The organism is Rhodococcus sp. D-6 (assembly GCF_040256695.1).
In the GTDB taxonomy this organism is placed as follows: Bacteria; Actinomycetota; Actinomycetes; order Mycobacteriales; family Mycobacteriaceae; genus Rhodococcus; species Rhodococcus pyridinivorans.
Genome location: NZ_CP132970.1, coordinates 3,151,117 through 3,171,217, shown reverse-complemented (window position 1 = coordinate 3,171,217; position 20,101 = coordinate 3,151,117). Strand labels below are relative to the sequence as shown.

Annotated in this window: 15 protein-coding genes and 1 pseudogene; 2 read left to right on the top strand and 14 right to left on the bottom strand. The window is 69.4% G+C overall.

The genetic code is table 11. The features are described 5' to 3' along the window. Positions 1–13 precede the first annotated feature (13 nt). From mnhG to RBB84_RS14740, 13 genes are all read right to left on the bottom strand, one after another. A complete protein-coding gene (mnhG, locus tag RBB84_RS14800; RefSeq protein WP_006553641.1) occupies positions 14–343 on the bottom strand; it encodes a monovalent cation/H(+) antiporter subunit G in 330 nt (109 codons plus the stop codon). After that, positions 340–600, bottom strand: a complete 261-nt coding sequence (locus RBB84_RS14795; protein WP_006553640.1) for a monovalent cation/H+ antiporter complex subunit F — start codon at positions 598–600, stop codon at positions 340–342. Before RBB84_RS14795 ends, mnhG begins: the two co-directional genes overlap by 4 nt. After that, the gene (locus RBB84_RS14790; protein WP_033096175.1) at positions 597–1,145 is read right to left on the bottom strand and encodes a Na+/H+ antiporter subunit E; all 549 of its coding nucleotides are present in this window, start codon (positions 1,143–1,145) and stop codon (positions 597–599) included. The genes RBB84_RS14795 and RBB84_RS14790 overlap by 4 nt, the downstream gene beginning before the upstream one ends. After that, positions 1,145–2,734 carry a Na+/H+ antiporter subunit D gene (locus tag RBB84_RS14785; RefSeq protein WP_033096174.1) on the bottom strand — a complete coding sequence of 530 codons (1,590 nt, stop codon included), beginning with the start codon at positions 2,732–2,734 and terminating at the stop codon, positions 1,145–1,147. Before RBB84_RS14785 ends, RBB84_RS14790 begins: the two co-directional genes overlap by 1 nt. Further along, positions 2,731–3,456 carry a Na(+)/H(+) antiporter subunit C gene (locus tag RBB84_RS14780; protein ID WP_033096173.1) on the bottom strand — a complete coding sequence of 242 codons (726 nt, stop codon included), beginning with the start codon at positions 3,454–3,456 and terminating at the stop codon, positions 2,731–2,733. Before RBB84_RS14780 ends, RBB84_RS14785 begins: the two co-directional genes overlap by 4 nt. Continuing rightward, positions 3,453–6,290: a Na+/H+ antiporter subunit A gene (locus RBB84_RS14775; protein ID WP_033096172.1), complete on the bottom strand. Its 2,838-nt coding sequence runs from the start codon at positions 6,288–6,290 to the stop codon at positions 3,453–3,455. The genes RBB84_RS14780 and RBB84_RS14775 overlap by 4 nt, the downstream gene beginning before the upstream one ends. Before the next feature lie 201 nt (positions 6,291–6,491). Further along, positions 6,492–7,685, bottom strand: coding sequence for a hypothetical protein (locus RBB84_RS14770; RefSeq protein WP_033096171.1), 1,194 nt, complete (start codon positions 7,683–7,685; stop codon positions 6,492–6,494). A 1-nt stretch (position 7,686) separates the two neighbouring features. After that, complete coding sequence (locus RBB84_RS14765; protein ID WP_033096170.1) at positions 7,687–9,903, bottom strand: AAA family ATPase; 2,217 nt, start codon at positions 9,901–9,903, stop codon at positions 7,687–7,689. Between the two features lie 46 nt (positions 9,904–9,949). Continuing rightward, positions 9,950–10,867 carry a phosphatidylcholine/phosphatidylserine synthase gene (locus RBB84_RS14760; protein ID WP_006553633.1) on the bottom strand — a complete coding sequence of 306 codons (918 nt, stop codon included), beginning with the start codon at positions 10,865–10,867 and terminating at the stop codon, positions 9,950–9,952. Next, on the bottom strand, positions 10,864–11,586 hold the full coding sequence (locus RBB84_RS14755; RefSeq protein ID WP_024101805.1) for a phosphatidylserine decarboxylase: 723 nt from the start codon (positions 11,584–11,586) through the stop codon (positions 10,864–10,866). Before RBB84_RS14755 ends, RBB84_RS14760 begins: the two co-directional genes overlap by 4 nt. Before the next feature lie 116 nt (positions 11,587–11,702). Then, complete coding sequence (locus tag RBB84_RS14750) at positions 11,703–12,167, bottom strand: SRPBCC family protein (RefSeq protein WP_006553630.1); 465 nt, start codon at positions 12,165–12,167, stop codon at positions 11,703–11,705. Positions 12,168–12,278: 111 nt separating this feature from the next. After that, positions 12,279–15,773, bottom strand: coding sequence for a bifunctional RecB family nuclease/DEAD/DEAH box helicase (locus tag RBB84_RS14745; RefSeq protein ID WP_064255555.1), 3,495 nt, complete (start codon positions 15,771–15,773; stop codon positions 12,279–12,281). Positions 15,774–15,828: 55 nt separating this feature from the next. Then, entirely contained in the window at positions 15,829–16,344 is a 516-nt protein-coding gene (locus RBB84_RS14740; RefSeq protein WP_052039951.1) for a DUF1707 domain-containing protein, read from the bottom strand. Between RBB84_RS14740 and RBB84_RS14735 the strand changes: the two are divergent. Continuing rightward, positions 16,319–16,789: pseudogene (locus tag RBB84_RS14735) on the top strand (helix-turn-helix transcriptional regulator); the annotation flags it as partial. The gene RBB84_RS14740 and the pseudogene RBB84_RS14735 overlap by 26 nt on opposite strands. On the opposite strand, the gene RBB84_RS14730 reads toward RBB84_RS14735, so the two are convergent. Beyond that, positions 16,764–18,014: an FAD-dependent oxidoreductase gene (locus RBB84_RS14730; RefSeq protein ID WP_033096167.1), complete on the bottom strand. Its 1,251-nt coding sequence runs from the start codon at positions 18,012–18,014 to the stop codon at positions 16,764–16,766. The pseudogene RBB84_RS14735 and the gene RBB84_RS14730 overlap by 26 nt on opposite strands. A 122-nt stretch (positions 18,015–18,136) precedes the next feature. On the opposite strand from RBB84_RS14730, the gene htpG reads away from it, so the two are divergent. Beyond that, positions 18,137–20,062 carry a molecular chaperone HtpG gene (gene htpG / locus RBB84_RS14725; RefSeq protein ID WP_033096166.1) on the top strand — a complete coding sequence of 642 codons (1,926 nt, stop codon included), beginning with the start codon at positions 18,137–18,139 and terminating at the stop codon, positions 20,060–20,062. The last annotated feature ends 39 nt before the right edge of the window (positions 20,063–20,101 follow it).

Here is a 20,101-nt window from a genome sequence, read left to right as displayed (position 1 = left end):
TCCTCGTCACCTGTCACGCACCGCCGGGAGCGTCCTCGTCGAGCAGGCCGTCGCGACCGAGCTGCTCCCGGTAGGCGACGCGACCGACGCGGTGCGCGATCACCGGTGCCGTGAGGACCATGAACATGCCCGCCAGCGCCATCATCCAGATGTCGACGGAACTGCGCAGGATGATCATCGCGCCACCCAGCACGAACAACAGACCCACCACCTGCGGCTTGGTGGCCGGATGCATGCGCGACAGGGTGTCGCGGAAACGCACCACGCCGATCGCAGCGGTCAACGAGATGACCGCCCCGATGAGGATCAGGAGGTGGGCGAAGGTGTCGATGATCGTCGTCATCCTTCGTCACGCACCCGGAATCGAGCCACGGACACCGACCCGATGAAGCCGACCAGGGCGAGGGCCACGGTGGCGGGCAGCACCGACGTGTCGCGTGTGTACACCGCCCAGATCGCGATGCCGCAGATGCCGAGCGCGAGCAGGGCGTCGACGCCGACGAGCCGGTCGAGGGAGTTGGGGCCCGCGATCACGCGGTAGGTGATCAGGATTGCGGAGACGAACAGCAGTGCCCCCGCGATCGCCAGTGTCACGGTCACGTCAGTTCCTCCGTTCCGCTGCGCCAGGGGCTGGCCTGCCATTCCGACTCGCGTTCGAACGTCCGGATGAGAAGACGTTCGATGAGGCGGGCGGAACGGTAGAAGTCGGCCACGGCCTTGTCGGTACCCACGTCGAGGACGTGCACGTACATGATCCGCCGCACCTGGTCGATCTCGAGCACCATGGTGCCCGGGATGTTGTTCATGATGTCCGTCCACAGTGTCAGCACCAGGTCGGACTTGATGGTGAGCCGGCAGCGCAGCACGCCGGTGACCGGCGGCGGGGACGGCCGGATCGCGAGCCATGCCACGTTGATCGTCGAGCGGATGGTCTCGCCGAAGATCACCACGCCGAGCCGCATCGCGGACCAGACGTGCACGCGACCCTCGACGGGTACACGCGGCAGCGGCAGCACGAACATGACGACGAGCGAGACGACCACACCGCCGAGGATGTTGGCGATGCTGAAGGTGCCCCACAGCAGGACCCAGACCAGCGTCGTCCATCCCACGACGAACATGCGCAGGACGTTGGCGCGTTTCATCATTCCTGCTCACCCCCCAGCACGGCCTCGATGTACACCGTGCGGTCGCGCAGGTTCTCCGCGGCACGGTTGCTGATGTCGAGCAGGGGACCGGCGAAGACCGTCAACGACACACCGATCGCGACGAGCCAGACCGTGGGGACGAGCATCGCGGCCGGCATCCGGCCGACGTCCGGGCGTTCCTCGAAGGAGATGTCGGTGGCGGATTCGTCGATCAGCGCCGAGGGGCCGATGTCCGCGAGATCGCCCTCGGGCGCGTCGGCGCGTGCCCGCCAGAACGCCTTCGTCCAGATACGCGCGACGACGTACAGCGTCAGGAGGCTGGTCACGACACCACCGCCGACGAGGACCCAGGCCAGGACCGAACCGTCCTCCGCGCCGGCCTGCAGCAGGGCGACCTTGCCGATGAACCCGGAGAACGGCGGGATACCGCCCAGGTTGAGCGCCGGGATGAGGAACAGGACCGCCAGCAGCGGAGACATGAGCGCGAGGCTGCCGAGGCGTCGCAGCGACGCCGACCCGGCCTGGCGTTCGATGAGACCCACCACGAGGAACAGGGTGGTCTGCACGAGGATGTGGTGGCCGACGTAGTAGACGGCGCCCGCGAGACCGGTCTGCGTCGACAGAGCGACACCGAAAATCATGTAGCCGATATGGCTGACGAGCGTGAACGACAGCAGACGCTTGATGTCGTTCTGCGCGATCGCGCCGAGGATGCCGACGATCATCGTGAGCAGACCCGCGACGAGCAGGACGTCGTCGAGTTCGCCGCCCGGGAACAGCAGGGTGTGCGCCCGGATGATCGCGTACACACCGACCTTGGTCAGCAGGCCGGCGAAGACGGCCGTGACCGGTGCGGGCGCGGTGGGGTAGGAGTCGGGCAGCCACGACGACAGCGGGAAGACCGCGGCCTTGATACCGAAAGCCACGAGCAATACACCGAAGATCGCGGCCCGGGTGCCGGGTGAGATCTCGTCCATCCGCAGTGCCATCTGGGCGAGGTTCAAAGTGCCCGTGGCTGCGTAGGCGAAGGCGATGCCCACGAGGAAGACCAGCGAGGACACCATCGAGACCATGACGTACGAGACGCCCGCGCGGACGCGGTCGGCGCTCGCACCCAGGGTCAGCAGGACGAACGAGGCGGCGAGGAGCACCTCGAAGCCGACGAAGAGGTTGAACAGGTCGCCCGCGAGGAAGGCGATGTTGACACCCGCGGTGAGCGCGAGATAGGTCGGCAGGAAGATCGAGACGGGCTGCTGATCGTTGCCGTCGTGGATACCCTGGCCGACTGCGTACAGCATCACCGACAGCAGCACGATCGCCGAGACGACCAGCATCAACGCCGACAATCGGTCGACGACCAGCGAGATGCCGATCGGCGCCTCCCACCCACCGATCTGCAGTACCGCGATGCCGTCGGCGTCGGCGTAGTACAGCAGCGCCACGCACACGACGAGCGAGGCGACCAGCGCGAAGACGGTGATCCACCGTTGGACGCGCGGACGGCGGCCGACGATCAGGGTTGCGGCTGCGGCGAGCAAGGGGATGAGGACGGGGAGGGGAACGAGGTTCGCGACGCTCGGGTTCATCGGCGATCCTCCTTCCCGTTCTTCTCGTCGTCTCCGGTCCGCTCGTCCTCGGCAGGGTCGGGGGCCTCGGGGTCGGGATCGTCCGCGCGGACGTCCTCGACATCCTCGATAGAGCCGGCCCCGCCCGAATCTTCGGCAGAGCCGGACTCGTCCGTCCCCCCCTGGTTCTGCGTGTAGGCCGAGTCGGTGGGGTCGTCGAAGTCGCCGTCGTGCAGATCCTCGTACGCCTCGATGTCCTCGATGTTCTTGAGCTGATCGAGCGGGATCGGGTTGCCCGCGGCGTCGAAGGCGTCGCCGCTCTTGCTGGGGATACCGGTGAGCGGGTCGTCGGAGCGGTCTCGCGACGGTAGATCGGCGAGACTGCGCCGCTGCGACACGAGGGTGTCCTCGGGGTCGTTCTCGATCTCGTCCCGTGCGCGGTAGGTGTAGGAGCGGTAGGTCAGTGCCAGCACGAACGCCGCCACACCCATCGTGATGACGATCGCGGTGAGGATCATCGCCTGCGCGAGGGGATCGGCCATGTCCGGCTCGACGTCGCTCTCCACACCGACGATGGGTGCATGACCTGCGGGGCCGCCGAGGGTGAGCAGCAGCAGGTTGATTCCGTTGCCGGCCAGCAGCAGGCCCAGCAGCATCTTGATGATGCTGCGTTCGAGCAGCAGGTACACACCGGCCGCGACGAGCACACCGACGACGGCGAGGAGCGTGATGTTCGCGGTCATCGGCGCTCACCCACGGTCTCGGCGTCGAGGCGAGCACCGAGGCTGCGCAGCACGTCCAGGACCAGTCCGACGACGATGAGGTACACACCGAGGTCGAAGAACAGTGCGGTCACGAGCTTGATGTCGCCGAGCAGAGGCAGCGTGAGCTCGAGGGTCGCCGACGACAGCGCCGGGGCGCCGAGGAACATCGACACCAGTGCGGTGCCCGCGGCGAAGGTGAGTCCGATGCCGAGGATCTTGCCGGCGTCGATGGGAACCGCCTCTCCGAGCTCGTAGCGTCCGCCGGCCAGGTACCTCAACACCAGCGCGAGACCGGCGACGAGACCGCCCGCGAAACCGCCACCGGGCGCGTTGTGCCCGGAGAAGAAGAAGTACACCGACAGGATCATCATGGTGGGGAAGACCAGTCGCGTGGTGACCTCGAGGACCAGCGATCGGTAGCGCGGATCGATGAGATCGCCGCCGAGCAGCCAGGTCGTCTCGTTGCTGGCGGAGACCGCGTCGAGCTGCGCCGCGGGTGCGTCCGCCACACGCGGGGCGGTGCCGAAGCGGCGGGTGCGGAAGACCAGGCTGGCCACGCCGGTCGCGGCGACCAGCAGCACCGAGATCTCGCCCAGCGTGTCCCAGGCGCGGATGTCGACGAGCAGGACGTTGACGATGTTCTTGCCGTCACCGCCGTAGTAGGCGGCGTCGGGCAGCAGCAGCGAGATCGGATCGGTAGTGCGTGCCGCGACGGCGTAGGCGCCGATCCCGGCGACCACCGCGCCCACGGCGATGCCGAGCATCGCGCGGGCGAACTTGCTGCCCATCACCGCGGCCGGGTCGGTCTCGGCGGGCAGCTTGCGCAGGACCAGCACGAACATCACGAGGGTGACGGTCTCGACGAGGAACTGGGTGAGCGCGAGGTCGGGAGCTCCCTGGAGGGCGAACAGCACCCCGAGCCCGTAACCGGTCACGCCCACGACCAACACTGCGCCGAGACGGTTGCGCAGGGCCGTCGCGGTGATCGCGGCGGCCATCATGATCAACCCCACCCCGAGCTGCCAGATCGAGTCCCACGCGCGCGTCGACGGCATCGTGCTCAGCCCGAAGAAGAACATCAGCACCGTCGGGAGCGCCACCAGGGTGATGAGGATGGTCGCCTGGGTCAGGGGGAGCGAACCGCGCTGCAGGAAGGCGGTCAGGCGCAGGGACAGGGTGTCCATGCCCTGGAGGGTCGCGTCGTACATCCGGTCGGCATTTCCGAGCGGCGGGTGCTCGAAGCGCAGACGCGCGATGGTGCGGTGCGCGAGGAACAGGACCGTGCCGCCCACGATCACCACGCCGGTCAGACCCAGCGGCAAGGAGAATCCGTGCCACAACGCCAGGTGGTAGGGCTTGTCGAGTTCGGTGGGCAGCTCGTCGGCGTAGGGGGTGATCAGATGGTCGATCCACGAGCTCGCGAAGCCCGCGGCGAGACCGGCGAACGCGAGGACGCTCGGGGCGGTGAGCAGCAGCGGGCCGGGCGCGTGCAGGTTCTGCACCGCGGGGCTCGGACGTTTGAGCTGCTTACGACCGAAGGCGCCCCAGATGAACCGGATGCTGTAGGCGAGGGTGAGGATCGAGCCCACCACGATGCCCGCAGTCATGGCGATCCGCGCCCATTCGGGGAGCACCTCGGCCACCAGCGACGACTCGAGCGCGGCTTCCTTCGCGACGAAACCGATGAACGGCGGCAGACCGGCCATGCTCGCCGCCGCAAGTATCGCGATCACCATCAAGTAGGGGGCGGCAGAGCCGAGATGCGCGAGTTTGCGGATGTCGCGGGTGCCGGTGGAGTGGTCGATGATGCCGACCACCATGAACAGGCATGCCTTGAACAGGGCGTGGGCGATCACCATCGCCAGGCCCGCCAGGGCCGCTTCCCGGCTACCCGTACCCACCAGCGCAGTGAGAAAGCCGAGCTGGCTGACGGTGCCGAAGGCCAGGATGAGCTTGAGGTCGAAGGCGCGGAACGCTCGCCAGCCGGCGAGGATCATCGACGCGAGACCGAGACCGATGACGATCGGCCGCCACGCGGCGCTGTCAGCGAAGCCGGGTGCGAGCCGGGCCACGAGGTAGATGCCGGCTTTGACCATCGCCGCGGCGTGAAGATATCCGGACACCGGGGTGGGGGCGGCCATCGCGCCGGGCAGCCAGAAGTGCAGCGGGACCACGGCGGACTTCGACAGTGCGCCGACGAGCACGAGCACCACGGCGACGCCGGCGAGCCATCCGTGAGGTGCCGCCGCGACGACGTCGGACAGGTTGTAGCTGCCGACCATCTCGCCGAGGATGATGATGCCGACCAGCATCGCCAGACCACCGGCCGTGGTGACGAGCAGGGCCTGGGTGGCGGCACGGCGACTCGAAGCGCGTTCGGCGTAATGCCCGACGAGCAGGAACGACAGGACGGTCGTCAGTTCCCAGAAGGTGTAGAGCAGCAACATGTTGTCGCTGACCACCAGACCGAACATGGCGCCGGCGAAGGCGACCATCTCGGCGGCGAACAAGCCCAGGCGGGGCTCGTCGTCCTCGAAATAGCGCGAGCAGTAGAGCAGGATCAACGAGCCGATGCCCAAAACGAGCACGCACATGATCGCCGCGAGCGTGTCGAAGCGCAGATCGAAATTCATCGACAGCGTCGAGGCCCACGCGATCTGCAGTTTCTGATCGGTTCCCCAGTTGGTGACGACCCAGCCGAGACTCGCGAGGGGCACCACCGCGAGCGGCAGGAATGCATTTCTCCCCATGACTCGGACCAGAAGCGGCGCCAGAAGGGCAGCGACCGCATGGGCAACGAGTATGGCGATCAAAAGGCACTCCGTCGGGGTCGGGCCTGTCGGCGGGGTGAAACTGACTGCGGTCTGTGGGACTCGCTGTCGTCACAGCGGACGGCACACCGCCGAAACGGGGATCGCCCCGACATGCACGCCGCTCGCCGTCATCGGGCAAAACGGATTGTGCACATCCTAACGGTTGTCTTCGCACGCTTGCGAATCGGGGAGGTGAGAGCGCTAGCGCACCTGCCACGCACAGATCACGGCCGCGGTAAACAGTGCGAGCGCCGACCACTGCGCATCCGCCGGAAGCATCCACACCGCCCCGACGACGGCCGTCGCCGGCACCGGCAGCGCCAGGCCGAGAGCCGCGACGGACGCCGAGCCCGGCAACGATGCCCCGAGTGCGAGACCGGTGCCCAGCGCGACGAGCGCCACCCGCACCGCAAGAGGGATTCCCTCGCCGATCTCCGCCGGCCACCACACCGTCGCCGCCGAGATCGACGCGGCGAGAATCAGCCCGGGAAGCGCGTACGGCATGGAGGGGGAGAGCCGCACCCCGGCGACCACGGCGGCCACCGCGACGAGCAGCACCCACCACGGCACGGTCGCCGACTGCATACCCGACCACAACTCGACGAGGACGGGGTACGCCGCGGCCACGGCCCCGGTGACCGCGAGGACGAACCGGTCGTCTCCGGGCGGGACGAGGCGCGCGACGATCTCGGCACCGACGACCGCCACCGCGAGCGCCCCACCGGCGACCAGCCACAGGAGCACACCCGTGTCGCTCGCGCGGGAACCCACGAATTCACCCAGCAGTCGGTAGCCCACCGAGAGCACCACCGCGGCGGTCACCATGATCGCGAGCAACCGCGGATCGGCCCGCTGCACGCGCATCCCGGCAGGCACCGTCAGCGCGGCGGCGACCGTTGCCACGAGTGCGAAGGCCAGCGCCCACTGGGGAACCGTCCAGCGCATGGCCTCCACGGGGACCTCGGAACCGACGGCCGCGGCGGTGAGGAAGGCCGCCCACCCACCGGCGATCAGGGCCCACTGACCGGTCGCCGAACCCCACGAGCCCGCGGTCGCCGCCCCGAGCAGCACACCGGTGATCGCGGCGATCACCCATCCGACGACCGTCAGGCTGTCGGCCGAGATGCCGGCGGGAACGAGATAGCGGATCGACCCGAGGACCACGATCGAGGCGGCGGCCAGCATCCAGGCGGTACGTCGGGAGCCGGTCCGCTGCAGCCCGGCCGCCGAGAGAACGGCGAGCGCGGCGGTGACCACGGGTGCCCATTCGCTGCGCGCACCCTCAGGGAGGACCGATTCGCCCGCGGCCGGGACGAGGATCGCGACCCCGGCGGCGAGGAAGGCCGCGAGGACGGCTGCCGGTCCGGCGACGCGGACCGCGGTGGTCACGGCCATCTCAACGGCCCTCCGCGTAGGCCTGCAGATGAGCGACCTGCACGGGATCGAGCGAGGGGCGCACCTTCTCCCGGGCCACCGCGACGTCCTCGGCGGTGACCACGGCGGCGTCGACGTTGCGCCGCATCGCCGCGAGCGCGGCCTCGCGCAGCAGAGCCGAGCAGTCCGCGGCCGAGTAGCCGTCGAGTCCGGCGGCCAGGTCGTCGAGGTCGACGTCGTCGTCGAGCGGTACCGATCGGCCCGCGGTCTTCAGGATCGCGGCCCGGGCCTCGGCGTCCGGCGGCGGCACGAACACGAGACGTTCGAGCCGGCCGGGACGCAGCAGAGCCGGGTCGATGAGGTCGGGCCGGTTGGTCGCTCCCACCACCACGACGTCGCGCAGCGGCTCGACACCGTCGAGTTCGGTGAGCAGCGACGCGACGACCCGGTCGGACACCCCGGAATCGGAGCTCTGCCCGCGGCGCGGTGCGAGAGCATCGATCTCGTCGAGGAACACCAACGCCGGTGCCGAATTGCGGGCACGCTCGAACAACTCGCGCACCGCCTTCTCCGACGCACCGACCCACTTGTCCATCAGTTCGGCGCCCTTGACGGCGTGGACGCTCAGACGTCCCGTGCCGGCGAGAGCGCGGACGAGATAGGTCTTGCCGCAACCGGGCGGGCCGTACAGCAGCACACCGCGCGGCGGATCGACACCGAGACGCTCGAACGAATCGGGATGCTGCAGCGGCCACAGGACGGCTTCGGTCAGGGCCTGCTTCGTCTCGACCATGTCGCCGACGTCGTCGAGGCTCACGCTGCCGATCGCCAGCTCCTCGGAACCCGATCGCGACAGCGGACGGATCACCTCGAGCGCGCCGAGCAGGTCGTCCTGGACGAGCGAGGGTTCGTCGTCGTCGCGGTTCGCCCGCGACGCCGCGCGCAGTGCCGCCTCGCGACACAGCGCCGCGAGGTCGGCGACGACGAAACCGGGGGTGCGACCCGCGACGGCGGCGAGGTCGAGACCGGTGGACGGCACCGAGCGCAGCAGCACGTCGAGCAGGGCGCGGCGGGTCGCGCCGTCGGGCAGCGGCAGGGACAGTTCGCGGTCGCAGATCTCCGGGGCACGCAGCCGGGAGTCGACGTCGTCGGGATGCGCGGTGGTCGCGATCAGCACCGCGCCCTCGGTGTCGACCACCCGCCGCAGCTCGTCGAGGATCAACGTCGCGACGGGTTCGGTGTCGGCGGGGAGCACGGCATCGACGTCGGTGAGCAGCAGGACGCCCCCACCGCGCACCGCTTCGGCCGCCGCGGAGATCCGGCGCAGCCGCTCGTCGGCGGCGAGTGCACCCACACCCGGCCCGTCGACCTCGACCAGACGCCGGTCGGCGACCACCGAGCGCACGAAGGTCGCCTTACCGACCCCGGCGGGACCGGTGACGAGCACCCCGAGATGCGGCGACGCGCCGAGGGTGCGCAGCAGTTCGGGTTCGTCGAGCGAGAGGGTGAGCCACTCGGAGAGCTTCGCGACCTGGGCCTGCACACCCACGAGATCCTCGACCGGCGGTGGCGGAGGCGTGGCGGGGGCCGATTCGGGACGGTCGGTCGCGGGGGAGGAGGCGACGAACCCCGACGAGACGAATCCGGAAGCGGACGGCACGGAGGACGGCAGGGCACCCGGGCCACCGCCCCACACGACGGCGGTGTTCGGCTGCACGCTCACCGGTCCGGCCGGATCGACCGAGGAGACGGTGAGCAGTTCGGTGGTCCACGCGATCGCGAACGTCCGCGACAGTGCCCGCGTCGTCTCGGCGTTGCTCGTGCCCGGTCCGAGATCGCGGGGGAGCAGCGACACCGCGTCGCCGACGGTGAGGACCTTCCCGAGCAGCGCCTGACGCAGGGTGGTCTCCGGGATCGACTGCCGCGCGAGGGTGGACCCGGTGACCGTCACCGTGCGCGCGCCGTAGACCGTCACGGGCGCGACGACGACCGTCGCGTCCTCCTTCAGGCCTGTGTTCGACAGCACCACGTCATCGAGCAAGATCGTGCCAGTCGGGGTGCCGGCCGGGGCGAGACCCGCCACGACCGCCGTGCGACGCGCTCCCACCAGCGCGATCGCGTCCCATTCCCGCAGGCCCAGCGCGGCCAGCGCCTCGGGGTGCAGACGCACGACACCGCGCCGCGAGTCGGCGGCGGAGGTGTTGAGCCGGACGGTGAGTGAGAGTTGTGGGGTCGTCACCCCGCCGAGCCTAGAACGTGACTAGCGTCCTCGCGGGTCGTGCATGTCATCGTCCTCGCGGACGGCGCAGCCCGAGTCGCGCCTGAGATCTCGCCGACGTGGCGACACGCCGGGCGGCGACACGACGCGGACGCTGCGCGCGGTTGCGGGCACGCAGTGCGCGTCGCTCCGAGGGCTTGATGTCCCAGGTCTCGGGCCGGGCCGCGACCCAGCGCCGCGATCGCACCGCGAAGGGGATGTGCGCGAGGTAGACCGCGACCAGCACGAGCATGAGGATGAACGGATAGGTGACCAGCGCGGCCGCCGCCATCGCGACCAGCACGAGCAGCACCACGGCGAGTCGCGCGGGCACGGACGCCGACTTCATCGCGAAGGTCGGGATGCGGCTGATCGCGAGCCCGGCCGTCCCGAGGATCCACACCGCGACCAGCCCGTAGGCGGTCCACCAGCCGTCGCCCCACTGGATGTGGGCGGCGACGGGTGCGAGCGCGATGAGGGCGGCCGCCGGTGCGGGCACGCCGACGAAGTACTCGCGTGCGTAGGCGGGGACGCTGTCGTCCTCGAGCAGGGTGTTGAAGCGCGCGAGTCGCAGCACGAGGCTCACTGCGTAGAGCAGGGCGACGATCCAGCCGAAGGGGCTGCCGTCGAGCAACGTCACGTAGAGCACGAGCGCCGGGGCGACACCGAACGCGACGGCGTCCGACAGCGAGTCGAGTTCGGCGCCGATCTTGCTGGTCGCGTCGAGCATGCGGGCGATGCGACCGTCGAGCGAGTCGAGGACGGCCGCGGCGCCGATCATGCCGAGCGCGGTGCCGAGTTGTCCGTCGAGCGCGAACTTCACCGCCGACAGTCCGGCGGAGAACGCCAGGACCGTGATGACGCTCGGCAGCAGGCGGACGACGTTGGGCCGATTGCGGGACCGCCCGGTCGCGACCGCACGCGAACCCTGCGTGTGCGGACTCACGACACCGTGGGCAGCTGAGCGAGGACGGTCTCGGCGCCGATGGTGCGCTGACCGCGTTCGACCAGCAGGGTGCTCCCGACCGGCAGGTAGGTGTCGACCCGGGATCCGAAGCGGATCAGGCCGTAGGTGTCGCCGATCGGCAGGGTGTCGCCGATCTGCGCGTCGTTGACGATGCGCCGTGCCAGCAGCCCGGCGATCTGGACGACGGCGACCTCGGCGCCGTCGCGCGTCTCGATCAGCATGCTGGTGCGCTCGTTGACCTCGCTCGCGTCGGCGAGATCGGCGGAGAGGAACTTGCCCGGGGTGTGGACCACCGAGCGGACGGTGCCGCCGACGGGGCTGCGTTGCACGTGCACGTCGAGGACGGACAGGAAGATGCTGACCCGGGGGCGCTCCTCGCTGCCGAGCCCGAGTTCGGCGGGCGGCACGGCATGGTCGACGAGAGCGATCTCACCGTCGGCGGGAGCGACGACCACTCCGGCGCGGTTCGGCGGCACGCGGTGCGGGTGCCGGAAGAAGGTGGCGCACGCCAGTGCCGATGCGAGACCGGCGCGGCGCAGCCAGGGCTTGCGGCGGCCGAGGGTCGCCACGGCCAGCGGAGCTGCGACGAAGGGGATACCGCCCGGATGCATGGGCGGTACGACATGCCTGACCAGGTCGACCATGTGGGCTACCCCGCTGGTGGGGGGTGTTCCGGCGGGCGTCGGCTTACGTGCCACGGGCTCCTCTTATCGCTGGCGATCGGTGGTCCGGGACCGCAGGGGACCCGCCCGTCTCGCGGGCGGGTCCTGTCGGTCCACAGGCACTCCAGCGTACGTGAGCCGAGGAGGGAAGGTCAGACCCGCGCGGCCGCCTCGATCTCGTTCTTGAGACGGGCGAGAGTCGCGTTCATCCCCATCGTCAGTTCGTCGTCGAACGCCTCGGTGCCGCCGAGAACATACTTGACCAGGGTCTGCGAGACCTTGCTGGTCCCGGTGGGCGCCTCGCGCCGCTGGGTGACCCGCGTGCCGGTGGCGGTGGGTTCGAGGGTGAACGACCAGATGGAGCGGTTCTCGTTGATCCGGAAGCTCAGGCGACGGCCGGGTTCGAAGTCGATCACCTTCGACGTCGTGGGCCACACCAGCAGCCCCTTCTTGTTGATGTTGATCGTGGTGGTGCCGGCCGACACCGGCCCACCGCGCACGATCATCCGACGGCACTGCGGGCTCCACTCGCCCATCCGCTTCAGATCGGACACCACGCGCCACACCTGCTCGGGGGAGGCGGTGATCTCGATCGTGGCCTCGAGGGTCTTCGACACGTGTACTCCTGTGCTCGGGGGACCGGGTCTTCTCCGGGGGACCGGGTCCCGTGTATCTGCTACCGGAGGTAACAGGATCGTCGTCGATCCTAACGGACGATGTGAGTGCGGTCACGCCCCGGTCGGGTCGGCTCCGGTCAGCCGCATGAACGCCCCGAGTTCGATCAGGCCGTCCGGTGTCGACGGGAGGTGATCGGTCAGGGCGCCGGACCGGACGATCACCGCCGACCACTTGCCGCGTGAGAGAGCCACGTTCGACCGGTTGCGGGACAACAGGAACGACATGCCCCGCGGCACGTCCTCGACGGCGGAGGCCGTCATCGACACGAACACCATCGCCGCCTGGCGGCCCTGGAACTTGTCGACGGTGCCCACCTGGACCCGGTGCAGACCCGCGGCGGCGAGATCCTGCCGTAGGCGGGTGACCTGAGCGTTGTACGGTGCGACCACCAGGACGTCCTCCTCGCCGAGAGGTCGCGGCGGGGAGCCGGCGTCGTCCGTCCACGCCGAGCCGAGCACGGCTGCGATGGCGCGCACGATCTCGGCGCTCTCCTCGGGCGAGCAGGTCGCATTGCCCTCGTGCGCGACCTCCACGAGCCGGACGCCGGGCGGGACGCCGTCGAGCGCGCGGCGCGTGGTGATCTCGGACTTCGACTGCAGTCGTCCCTCGTAGGACAACTCGGACACCCGCGCGCACAGATCCGGGTGCATCCGCCAGGTCACCGGAAGGAAGTAGCCGCGATCGGTGGGCAACGCACCGTGCCCTTCGGCGAGCCATCCGAGGGCGGACTCGTCGACCGGCTCGGGGTGGGTGCCCTGCGAGACCTGCGGCAGTTGGCGGGGATCGCCGAGCAGCAGCAGATTCGACGCCGCCGTGGCCACGGCGATGGTGTTGGCGAGACAGAACTGACCGGCCTCGTCGACCACCAGCAGGTCGAGGCTGCCGGGCTCGATGTAGTTCGGATTCGTGAAGTCCCAGGCCGTTCCGCCCACCACATAGCCGGTGGCGGATGTACCGATATGCGCCGCAAGGGACTTCGCGTCAGGGAAGGCGGTCCACGTCGGATCGGGGCTCTGGCATTTCGCCTTGGCGACCCGTTCCGGCGACACTCCCGCGGCGACGATCCCGGCCAGCATGTTCTCGACCACCGAATGCGACTGCGCGACCACGCCGACGCGCCGGCCGTGCTCGTTCACGAGCGCCGCCACCACCCGGGCCCCGGTGTACGTCTTGCCGGTGCCGGGTGGGCCCTGCACCGCCAGGTACGAATTCTCCAGGTTGAGAACGGTCGTGACGATCGTGCCGGCCGCGTCGTCGCCGAGCGGCGGCAGCGCGGCACCGGAGCGCAGGCGGGGAGGGATGCGGCGCAGTACGTCCACCGCCGCGGTCGACGGCAGAGCCGGCAACTCGCTGCACATCGCCTCGGCGGCGGAGGCGATCGCCGCTTCGATGTTCTTCGACGAGATCGGCGCGCCGGGAGTGACGGCCACCGGTAGCACGGAGTACTCCTCGTCCGTCCGTAGCGACTCGTCCACGACGAGCACGTCGGGATGGTCCGTCCCCGTGGTGCGTTCGACGACCACGCCGCGCGACCACGCGCGCGTCCCGGTGCCGCCGTCGGGCAGTCCGTCCGGTCCCGGAGCGTCGTACAACAGGAAGACGTCCTGCCCGGCGCGCAATGTGCTGCCCGGCTCGAACTCGCCCGCGAGGCGCAGCCGACGCCGGAGCAGTCGCCGGCGGGGCGTGGCCTTGTGCCAGTCGGTCTCGAGTGTGCACGTCGCCGCGACCAGCGTGTCGCGGGCGTCCGCCCACTCGTCGGGAGCCGTCGCCAGACGATCGAAGTGTCCCCACCAGAAAGGTTTCCGCTCGCGCCGGTGGTAGCCCATGGCCGCGGCGACGAGTGCGGCCGCCTGCTGTTCCGGGGTGCGGTCGCCCGCCAGTGCACCGCCGACGTATTCGAGGAGTTTCGTCTCGACGGGGTGTGCCTGCGCGTCGGGAGCGGCCTCGTCGTGGGTCGTCTCGGTGGGGGAGATGCCGTGGTCGCGGGCGTGGGTGAGCAGCCAGTCGCGCAGACGCAGGGTGGAGATGCAGTCGGCCTCGTTGTAGGAGGCGATCGACGCGAGTTCGCGTTCCGCATCCTCGAGGTGCCCGGCGTCGCGCAGTGCGCAGTAGTCGGCGTACGCGACGATCGAGGCGCCCGCGTCGGCGACATCGCCGTCGCGTGCCTCGCTCTCCTCGGTGTAGAGCGGTTCGAGTTTCTTCAGTCCGTACGTCCGGGCACCCACCCGGATCGAGTTGCGCACCACGGGGTACAGGTCGACGAGCACACCTTCGCGCAGCAGGTCGTCGACGATCTCCTCGCCGACGCCGTAGCGCCCCGCCAGCCGCAGCAACGCCGTCTTCTCGTACGGGGCGTAGTGGTAGACGTGCATCCTCGGGTGGCGACGCCGGCGGTCGGTGACGTAGTCGAGGAAGTCCAGCAGTGCCTGCCGCTCCTGCTCGCGGTCGTGTGCCCAGAAGGGCCGGAAGATCGGTGCGTCGGCCGGTCCCTCCACGACGCCGAACAGGTACTCGAGTCCCCACTCGGAACTGCCACCCTCGGACCACAGTGGGTCGCCTTCGAAGTCGAAGAAGATGTCGCCCTCGTCGGGCGCGGGCAGGATGCCGAGCGGGGTGGCGTCGTAGACCTCCGCATAGGGACTGTCCCGCCTCTCCTCCTCGAGCTGCGCCCGTGCCTGGGCGCGCAGGGCGTCGAAGGTGCGGCGCGCCATCCCGTCGACGGGTGCCGCGCATGCGGCGAGGTCGTCGATGGTCGACACGCCCGCCTCGATCAGCCGCAGCCGCTGGGTACTGCGCATCCCCGTGACCAGCAGCAGGTCGCGGTGACGTTCGAGTTCCGGAGTGCAGTCGTCGCAGCGACCGCAGGCGGTGTGCCCACCCGCTCCCCACCGCACCGGCCCGGGGGCAGCGCGGTGCGACGTGAGAAGGGTTTCGAGGCAGGCGCGTCGGTGCCGATAGACCGGCATGATCTCCGCGAGCGGGTAGGAGGCGATCGAGCCGTCGCCGAGGACGAGATGCGCGTGCGAGGACACCGGCGTCCCGGTGCGCGCGAGTGCGTCCGCGTAAGCGGCGAGCTGGAGCAGGGCCTCGACCTTCGCGTGCCGGGAGAGTTTGCTGTCGTAGACGGCGTAGCCGTCGTCCTCGAGGACGAGGAAGTCGGAGAAGCCGATCATGCCGAGCGGATCGGGGGCAGTGTCGGAGAAGCCGGTGTCGAAGAACGCGCCCTGATAGACGACGGGCGCGCCGGCCCGGACGGCGTCGAGGGTGGCCTGCGCCGCCTCGGTGAGCGCCTGCGCGGTGTACTCGGGCCGGGCGATCTCGACGACCTTCTCCGCACCCACCTGCGCGCGGAAGCGGTCGAGGACGCGCTGCTCGTGGCGGCCGCCGAGTGCGGCGACACGGTCGAGCATTGCGTCGGGTTCGGTGTCGGGGCGCGGGAGCCGACCGAGCGTCGAGTCGAGGTTGCGGAGCACTGCGAACTCGCACGAGGCGGCGCGGGTGAGATCTCCGGCGCCGAAGACCAGCCTGTCGTCGAGAAGAAACATCGGCAGCTCCGTCTCCGGCGTGCGGGATGCCCGGGATGGGCACGGCTGGTCCCGACTATTGCAGACAGGTCGGACCCGCCGGACCATTGTTCTCGCGCCCACCGGGCACACTGCGGCGGCCGGGCCCGCCCTCGACCCCGAGCGCGGTGCGCACCGCCAGCACGATGCCCCACGGAACGACGACCCAGATCGGCCAGAAGTAGATCGACGAGGCCGTTCCGAGCGAGACCAGTGCCCACACCACGAGATTGATCGATCCCACGGTGGTCCATGCTCCCCATTCGATGCGCTGGTGGAGCGGCAGGCGCAGACGTGGGAACGGTTTGCCGGCCGGCGGGGACGGGGTGGGAACGAGTGTCGACGGCAGGTCGGCGAGAACGGCGCCGGCGTCGTCCTGCGTCACGGCGCGGTAGACCCGGGCCACACGCTCGTCGAACTCGCCGATCGTCAACCGTCCGGCGGTGAGATGGCGCCCGAGCTCCTCCACGATCGTTTCGCGCTCGACATCGGAGACGCGCAGCGGCGATGTCGCGATACCGGGGCCGGTGGTGTCCACCGCACAGGCGCGCATCGGCAAGTTCTGGTCGCTGACGACGAGCCAGGTCTACCGGGAACTGGCCGCGATGGAACGACAGGGACTGATCGATGCAGGGGAGAAGGGCCCGCGCGACGGCAAGCCCTACCTGCTGACCGAGGCCGGACGCACGGCTTTCGCCGAATGGATCGACCGCGAACCGGGCGATGAGAACATCCGCCATCCGCTGCTGCTGACCGTCGCCTTCGGCGATCACCTCTCGCCCGAGCGCCTCGCCTCGATGCTCGCCGAGCATCGCCGCAGACACGAGGAGCAGCTCGCCGCCTACGAACAGCAGGCGGCGGCCGACATCCTCCCGCCGCACGCCGCGGCGACCCTCGACTTCGGCATCCTCTACGAACGGGCCGTCCTCGAATGGTTCGACCGCGTGCGCGACCGTCTCGAACCCGGACCGGTCAGCGCAGCGGATCGAACGACCTGAGCAACGGATCCGGCTCGCCGGTCATCGACCCGGCGAGCAGCCGTCCGGTGAGGGGACCGAGCGCCACACCCCACATCCCGTGCCCGCCGGCGACGTACACCCGATCCGAACGGGTGCGGCCGATCAACGGGAGCCCGTCCGCCGTGCACGGCCGTGAGCCCACCCACTCCTCGCTGCGCCCGTCCCAGTCGACCTCACGCAACAGCGGACGGGTCGCGTCGACGATCGCCCGGATGCGTCGCGGGTCGAGCGGGGCGTCGGGACTGCGGAACTCCATCATTCCCGCGACCCGGAAACGGTCCTGGAGGGGTGTGCACGCCACCCGCTGGGCCGGGAAGTAGACCGGGTTCTTCGGCAGGCTCGGCGGCCGCACGCTGAAGCTGTAGCCGCGACCGGCCTGGACCTGCGTGCGCACGCCGAACGGCCGGGCGAGCGACCCGAGCCACGCTCCGTTCGCGAGTACCACCGCATCCGCCGACCGCGAGTGCCCACCGGCCACGACGACATCCACCCCGCGACCGGTGTCGCGCACCTCCTCGACGTCGACGTCGGTGACGATCTCCGCACCCCGGGCGCGGACCGCGTGCGCCAGCGAGGCGACGAACCGCGGCGGATCGATGAACCGCTGCCCCCGGATCCGGAGACCCACCCGCACCGAGTCCCCGAGCAGCGGTTCGAGCGAATGCAGCGTGTCGGTGTCGAGCAGGTCGAAGTCGATCTCGCTGCCGGCGGCACGCGCGTGCTCGAACTCCTCGACCAGCAGCCGACGGTCGTCGTCCGAGGTGAACGCCGCGAGGAACGGATCGGCGACCCGCGTCGGTTCGGTGACGATCGTGTCGCCCGACCCGCGGGCGAGATCGTCGTAGGCATCGAGGGCGAGGCGGTTGGCGCGCGCGAAGACCTTCATCGACGACGTCCACTGCCGTCTCGTGCAGTGCCGGGCGAAGTCGGCGAGGAAGCGCAGCAACCGCACATCCGTCGTGGGCGGCACGTAGACGGGCGACGACGGCCGGAACATCGAGCGCAAGCCGTAACGCAGCACCCCCGGCTCGGGTAGCGGCAGGGTCAGTGCCGGCGCGAGCCACCCGGCGTTGCCCCACGAGGCGTCACCCGCCACGCCGACCCGATCGAGCACCGTGACCTCGATGCCTCGATCCTGCAGAAACCACGCGGTGGACAGACCCACGATGCCCGCACCGACGACCACTGTCCGACGAACCGTCATCGCAACCTCCTGTGAACGACGAAGTCTGCACCTCCATCATGGACCCGGAAGCGCGAACGGGCCGGACTCGCGGACGGCTTACTATTTCCGGGGAAGTTCTGCTTGTGGAAAGGGAACCCGGAATGAGTACGAACGTCGAACAGCGTGAATTCCAGGCCGAGACGCGGCAGTTGCTGGATCTGATGATCCACTCGATCTACTCGAACAAGGACACCTTCCTGCGCGAGTTGATCTCCAACGCGTCGGACGCCCTGGACAAGCTCCGGCTGGAGTCTTTCCGAAACAAGGATCTCGACGTCGACACCTCCGACCTGCACGTCGAGCTCGAGGTGGACAAGGATGCGCGCACCCTGACCGTGCGCGACAACGGCATCGGCATGAACCGCGACGAGGTCGTCGATCTCATCGGCACCCTCGCGAAGTCCGGCACGGGCGAACTCCGGCAGAAGCTGCGCGAGGCCAAGGACGCCGCCGCTTCCGAGGAGTTGATCGGCCAGTTCGGTATCGGCTTCTACTCGTCGTTCATGGTCGCCGACAAGGTCACGCTCGTCACCCGCAAGGCCGGGGAGAAGACCGGTACGCGCTGGGAGTCCAGCGGCGAATCCACCTACACGATCGCCGAGGTCGACGACGCGCCCCAGGGCACCTCGGTGGTCCTGCATCTCAAGCCCGAGGATGCCGAGGACCACCTGTTCGACTACACCTCGCAGTGGAAGCTCGAGGAGATCGTCAAGAAGTACTCGGATTTCATCGCGTGGCCGATCCGCATGGAGGTCTCGCGCACCACGAAGTCGGAGGACGGCACCGACGAGGTGACCTTCGAGACCAAGACCCTCAACTCGCAGAAGGCGTTGTGGGCGCGCTCGAAGGACGAGGTCTCCGAGGAGGAGTACACGGACTTCTACAAGCACATCGCCCATGCCTGGGACGAGCCGCTCGAGGTCATCCCGCTCAAGGCCGAGGGCACCTTCGAGTACCAGGCGCTGCTGTTCATCCCGGAGCACGCGCCCTTCGACCTGTTCGCCCGCGAACGGCGCACCGGCGTGCAGCTGTACGTCAAGCGCGTGTTCATTATGGACGACTGCGAGGATCTCGTCCCCGAGTACCTGCGTTTCGTCAAGGGTGTGGTCGACGCGCAGGACCTGTCGCTCAACGTCTCTCGTGAGATCCTGCAGCAGGACCGGCAGATCCGGGCCATCCGCCGCCGCCTGACGAAGAAGGTCCTCGCGACCGTCAAGGACATGGCCGCGAAGGAACCCGAGAAGTACACGAAGTTCTGGCGCGAGTTCGGCCGGGTCGTCAAGGAAGGTTTGATCTCCGACACCGACAACCGCGACACGCTGCTGGCGATCTCGTCGTTCGACTCGACGGCGAGCGAGGAGGAGCAGACCACGCTCGCCGGCTACGTCGAGCGCATGAAGGACGGCCAGGACGCGATCTACTACCTCACCGGCGAGTCGCGGCAGCTGCTCGAGAGCTCCCCGCACATGGAGGCGTTCCGCGACAAGGGCATCGAGGTGCTGCTCCTGACCGACCCCGTCGACGAGATGTGGGTGACCTCCGTTCCGGAATTCGAGGGCAAGCGCTTCCAGTCGATCGCCAAGGGCGACGTCGACCTCGGTACCGAGGACGAGAAGAAGGCCGCCGAAGCCGAACGCGAGGAGAAGGAGAAGGAGTTCGGCGACCTGCTGTCGTGGATGAAGGAGACCCTCGACGAGCAGGTCAAGGACGTGCGGCTCTCGTCGCGCCTGACGTCCTCCCCGGCGTGCATCGTCGGCGACACCTTCAGCATGTCGCCCGCCCTCGAGCGGATGTACAAGGCGTCCGGTCAGCCGGTGCCGCGGGTCAAGCGGATCCTGGAACTCAACCCCGATCACCCGCTCGTGTCGGGTCTGCGCACGGCCCGGGAACAGCGTCCGGACGACGCCTCGCTCGCCGACGTCGCCGAGCTGCTCCACGGCATGGCGCTGATCGCCGAGGGTGGCGAGGTGGAGGATCCGGCGCGGTTCACCCGCCTGCTCGCCGAGCGTCTCGCCGGAAGCGTGTGAGCCGAGCCTGTCGCCGTAGGCACGCACGCGGATAGGCTC

Coding starts and splice junctions, on each gene's coding strand:
- mnhG (WP_006553641.1), bottom strand. CDS start 343: ATGACGACGATCATCGACACCTTCGCCCACCTCCTGATCCTCATCGGG.
- RBB84_RS14730 (WP_033096167.1), bottom strand. CDS start 18,014: ATGACGGTTCGTCGGACAGTGGTCGTCGGTGCGGGCATCGTGGGTCTG.
- RBB84_RS14770 (WP_033096171.1), bottom strand. CDS start 7,685: ATGGCCGTGACCACCGCGGTCCGCGTCGCCGGACCGGCAGCCGTCCTC.
- RBB84_RS14780 (WP_033096173.1), bottom strand. CDS start 3,456: ATGACCGCGAACATCACGCTCCTCGCCGTCGTCGGTGTGCTCGTCGCG.
- RBB84_RS14790 (WP_033096175.1), bottom strand. CDS start 1,145: ATGAAACGCGCCAACGTCCTGCGCATGTTCGTCGTGGGATGGACGACG.
- RBB84_RS14785 (WP_033096174.1), bottom strand. CDS start 2,734: ATGAACCCGAGCGTCGCGAACCTCGTTCCCCTCCCCGTCCTCATCCCC.
- RBB84_RS14745 (WP_064255555.1), bottom strand. CDS start 15,773: ATGTTTCTTCTCGACGACAGGCTGGTCTTCGGCGCCGGAGATCTCACC.
- htpG (WP_033096166.1), top strand. CDS start 18,137: ATGAGTACGAACGTCGAACAGCGTGAATTCCAGGCCGAGACGCGGCAG.
- RBB84_RS14740 (WP_052039951.1), bottom strand. CDS start 16,344: ATGCGCGCCTGTGCGGTGGACACCACCGGCCCCGGTATCGCGACATCG.